Annotated in this window: 6 protein-coding genes; 3 read left to right on the top strand and 3 right to left on the bottom strand. The window is 31.9% G+C overall.

Annotated elements, in window-relative coordinates; genetic code table 11:
• Positions 1-329: 329 nt before the first annotated feature.
• Entirely contained in the window at positions 330-722 is a 393-nt protein-coding gene (locus tag HNQ80_RS25415; protein WP_184314056.1) for a spore coat protein, read from the bottom strand.
• Positions 723-955: 233 nt separating this feature from the next.
• On the opposite strand from HNQ80_RS25415, the gene HNQ80_RS25410 reads away from it, so the two are divergent.
• Positions 956-1,309 carry a DUF2512 family protein gene (locus HNQ80_RS25410; protein WP_184314054.1) on the top strand — a complete coding sequence of 118 codons (354 nt, stop codon included), beginning with the start codon at positions 956-958 and terminating at the stop codon, positions 1,307-1,309.
• Positions 1,310-1,433: 124 nt separating this feature from the next.
• Here HNQ80_RS25410 and HNQ80_RS25405 read toward each other — a convergent pair whose 3' ends face one another.
• Positions 1,434-1,685 (bottom strand): hypothetical protein, encoded by a 252-nt coding sequence (locus HNQ80_RS25405; protein WP_184314052.1) that lies wholly within the window; start codon positions 1,683-1,685, stop codon positions 1,434-1,436.
• Positions 1,686-2,594: 909 nt separating this feature from the next.
• On the opposite strand from HNQ80_RS25405, the gene HNQ80_RS25400 reads away from it, so the two are divergent.
• The gene (locus tag HNQ80_RS25400; RefSeq protein WP_184314050.1) at positions 2,595-2,813 is read left to right on the top strand and encodes a DUF1450 domain-containing protein; all 219 of its coding nucleotides are present in this window, start codon (positions 2,595-2,597) and stop codon (positions 2,811-2,813) included.
• A gap of 374 nt (positions 2,814-3,187) precedes the next feature.
• Here HNQ80_RS25400 and HNQ80_RS25395 read toward each other — a convergent pair whose 3' ends face one another.
• Positions 3,188-3,634 (bottom strand): hypothetical protein, encoded by a 447-nt coding sequence (locus tag HNQ80_RS25395; RefSeq protein WP_184314048.1) that lies wholly within the window; start codon positions 3,632-3,634, stop codon positions 3,188-3,190.
• Between the two features lie 306 nt (positions 3,635-3,940).
• Here HNQ80_RS25395 and HNQ80_RS25390 point away from each other — a divergent pair, with 306 nt between their 5' ends.
• Positions 3,941-4,351 carry a PPC domain-containing protein gene (locus tag HNQ80_RS25390; RefSeq protein WP_184314046.1) on the top strand — a complete coding sequence of 137 codons (411 nt, stop codon included), beginning with the start codon at positions 3,941-3,943 and terminating at the stop codon, positions 4,349-4,351.
• The last annotated feature ends 160 nt before the right edge of the window (positions 4,352-4,511 follow it).

The raw sequence follows: 4,511 nt of genomic DNA, 5'->3' as shown, positions 1-4,511 counted from the left end.
CAAATTAATAGTAATGTTTAGTCTCAAAAATAGAGTTTAGTTCTGCATTTGCTCGGCATGTGCTCTATACTAGAATTTAACTTTTCTTTTAACTTAAAAAATACGGTAATCAACCCTGCCATATTGGTAAATGTATATTTAATAAGTTATCTCTAGTGCAATAATGTTTTTTAATATCAGCTGAAGGCATTGCTCAAAACAAACAAGCCCTACAAAACGATTAATAATCATTTAATAGGGCTTGATACTACACAGCTAGTCACGGAACTTATTAATGTTTTTAAACTGCTCTTAGTAGCCAATAGATATTTACTTTAGAAGCGATTTTTTTATCCAACAATAGCACATAAAGGTACTCTAACTAGAACAAGCTCATCAGTACTGTTTTCAACATCGAATACCAAGAATATATTTCCACCTTCCACAAATCCACAAATAAGATTTACTTCTGTGCCAGGCATTGGGGTAGGAATTGTATTTACGATTTGACAACGACTAACTCCTGCACTTAATAATGCAGCTGCTAATGCTGCTGATATTCTAAATATAACTACCTGCTCCATCTCTGAACCCTCAGGTCCAATTTCTACTTCGACGAGTAAGAAGAATCTACCTCCTATCTCTGCGATGCATCTTGCGCCTATTCTAAACATGTTACCTAGAGTTGCATTTTCAACACTAGCTTTTAACAGATTATTATAATTGAACTGTTCTTGATTCATTATTCGCACCCCCTTTCCACCAGCATGATATGCATGTCCAATAGAAACGTTCCGATTTATTGGTAGAAAAAAGATGTAGAGAATAATAAATGAGTAGGATTTAATCCAACATATTCAGTTTATGGTACAAACAGAGCAAAGATTTCCCGTCCTAAATGGCTAAATATGTATTTAGAATAAATATCTACCGGCTGGAAATTCTAATGCTAGAACTATAAAAGGAGGTGTCCTGATTGGCTGGATTAATAATGAAACTTATTATTTGTCCTCTTACAGTATATATCTCTGACATACTGTTTAAAGGGGTATTTTATTCAACCATTTATCAGCCAATAGTTGTTGGTCTTATTCTTGCCGTATCGGCTCATATGATGGAAGTATTGATGTTGAAAAGAGATACGCAATGGATGAGCTTGGCTTTGGATTTTGTGGCAGCTACAGCTATAGTATATTTTTCTCAGTTCTTTCTTCGGGGATCGGTGGTCTCTTTAAACGGTGCATTGCTCACTGCTTTTCTTTTAGGAATAACAGAATATTTTCAGCATATGTGGCTAATAAGTACTGGCAAAACGAAGAAAACGGAATAACGCCAATAGATAGTACAACATACAAGGATAGGCTTTTGCCTATCTTTTTGATATTAAAAGATACATTTAGCGCAATAAAATAAGGCAGGATTTAGCCTACCTTATCAGTAATGTGTATACTAATCTATTTATTAATCTCTTTTCCAATACTTTTTGATAGCTCTCGTATTTCCTTTGTCTTTTCCTCAATTCTATCAATCGATTCTGCTAAATAATCAGCAATAGTAGATAGTGCTCTATGCTCTTCTGTGTTTACTTTTGCAACAGAGATTTTAATATTCAAGATTACCATTCGTAATCTCTCTAAATCTATGAAAACATCAGTAGCTCCCTTCCAAATTCGTTTTGAATCTTCATTCATTTTATCCTTATCCATCGTTTATCCCCCTCGATCAGCCATATCATTGGTTTATAGAAGCCTGCTGCCTATTTTATCACAATAACATAATTCCTATGCTAAACGGAACGACATAGTATTATTTTGTTTTTATTTGCATAATATTCTGCCATACATTTTTCTTTGTGTCAATAATTGGCTACCACAAAACACCATAATATTTACATTAGTAGAATTATGACATATTTCATAACTATAACAAGGAAAAAAACGATAAGATTAAACCTACTTTTAAAAAAACAATCACTAACGGCACTCTACGTCTACTAACTAAATCTTTTCTTGCTTTCCTTAATAATCTTATTAATTCTTCTCGGAAAAAGAATACGTCTTATAAAAAAGTCCCTTAGTGAATGACGAATTAAATTCACTGGAATCAATCCTTTCTTATGTTAGGTTTAAAGCAATCATCATAATTGCTGTGTAGCATTTCTAAAATGAAAAAAGAACAAGGGTGAGGATAAAAATTAGGTTTCTCAGATTAAGTAATGACTGGAATCTGGAGTTACCGAAGAACCCTTGTTCTCTAGATAATATTGTTGGCTTTATAATAGAAACTATACTTGAAATCGATAATTGATTATGAGATTGAATATAACATATAACAAAAGACTATCTACATAGTGGCCTTGTCGAGCCATAACTTGCTTTGAATATAGGATACTAAGAAGTTTTCTATTTCAGCACATATAATTTTATTAATAGTTTCATATGAATATTGATTCCATAAAATGTGCAATATAAAATTTCACTCTACCAATACACAAATAATAATATATTCTTCTCAATCAGTTGGAAATGTTGGTAAGTCTCCAATTTTTCTATACATGAATTAGTAGATAAATATGAATAATATAGTATATACGGCTAAAAAGAAGGAGTGATAACATGCCAGAAGTTCATTTTTGTAAAAACAATCTCTCCAAAGGCGTCGATAAGCTGATAGATAGAATAGAAAATGAATATACCGATGTCTCTGTAAGAATAGAATCTTGCATAGAATTTTGTAATGATTGTGCCTTAAGACCTATTGCTATAACAAATGGTTTCATTCTTCAAGATGATACGGTAGAAGGGCTATATAATCAGATAAAAGAAGAATTATAATCTAAGCATTTAGGGTATTACAGCGAAGCTACATTCAGAACCAAATTTAATGATCCTTATATAGCTACTAGAAATCTGATAATTTTTTTATTGTAATTTTAGTTATTCAATAACTTATATTACAAATAAAAGAAAGATGCCATCCTTAGCTAGACTTACCATAAAACTCATTGCTTGCCTTTTAGTGGAGCAATTCCTACATCTCTTCTAATAGGAGTTACGTAATACCTCCTGCATAGATGGTAAATTGACATTGACAAAGCTAAAAAAGTGAATAGAATTACTTTTACAAAGCAATGAAGCTCCTATAAAAAATATAGGAGCTTATGTTATACACGGAAGAAAAAAACTTTTAGGATTAGACTTATATGAGATTATTGATACACTTGTTGTTGTTGGCCTTGCTGTCCTTGTTGTCCAGATTGTTGTTGACCTTGTTGTTGTATTTGTTGTAAATGTTGCTGCGCCTGGCTTACAGCTAGACTTGCCTGACTTAGTGCTCTATTACTCTGAACATATTGATTGGCTTGACTTAGTGTTTGAATAGCTTGCTGAATGCTTTGTTGTAATGCTTGATCTGCTTGTTGCTGTTGTTGTTGAGCTTGAGTGGTAAATGATTGAATTTGCTGTAAAAGCTGATTAGCCTGTTGTGTTTGCTGTTGGCCTTGTTGTGGTCCTTGCTGAATTTGTTGTTGGTACACAGATAACGATTTATGAATTCTGTCAAGTTCTTTTCTAAGTGTATTAAATTCTTCTGCAAATTCTTCTTTAGCTTCATGTCTGGCAATACTTTCAACTAACTCTTTTGTTTCATGGTCCATTTGAACACACTCCTTTTAGAAATATTTTCACAACAATAATATATTGACTCTTCTATATCCTTTTTATGTATCTTTTAATGCGATACTTTTTAACTTTTAAAAAACGGCAGGATCAACCCTGCTATATTAGAAATGTGTATTATATATGAAAATAAGTCTAGGTATATGGAACTATTTTCTATTTATATAATATTTTTTACTTCATTTCCATTTTTTTCATGATATACTATATATGTTAGCTAACGTAATTACATTTATTATCTCATTTGAGATAATAGTAAAAAAAAACAAGGAGGTTGTATACAAATGAAAAGAAAGCTTTTATTATTGTCTGTGACACTATTGGTTATTATGATGTTTGGTGTGTCATCTTTTGCAGCTTTCACTGATATAGAACCGAATGACGATTATTCACAAGCTAATGAAATCACACTCCCTGCCTATATAAGTGGCAGTCTCTCTATGTATGATAAGTATGATTACTATAAAGTTGTTCTTAGTAGTTCAGCAACTTTAACAGCTAATTTAAGTAGTAGTAGCAGTGCTGATTTAGATCTCTATCTTTTTGATGCAAATAAGACATTAATCGCTTCATCACGTAAAACAGGTAGTTCCTCTGAGTCAATCAGCAAAACCGTATCTGCAGGTACCTATTATGTACGAGCAGTATTTTTTACAGGATCACCTGCATCATATACTTTAAACGTTACAAAATAGATGCACTATCTTCGTGTTAAATATTAACATTTCACATAATAAAAAAGTAGGGTATTAATACCCTACTTGAGGTTGATTACAAACCACCAGATTTTATCTATCTGGTGGTTTTCTTAATTTCTAGTAATTGATAATTTTTTCGTTTGGATCAAAAAAATAA

Source organism: Anaerosolibacter carboniphilus, assembly GCF_014205875.1.
Taxonomy (GTDB): Bacteria; Bacillota; Clostridia; order Peptostreptococcales; family Thermotaleaceae; genus Anaerosolibacter; species Anaerosolibacter carboniphilus.
This window is presented reverse-complemented; position numbering and strand designations above follow the sequence as displayed.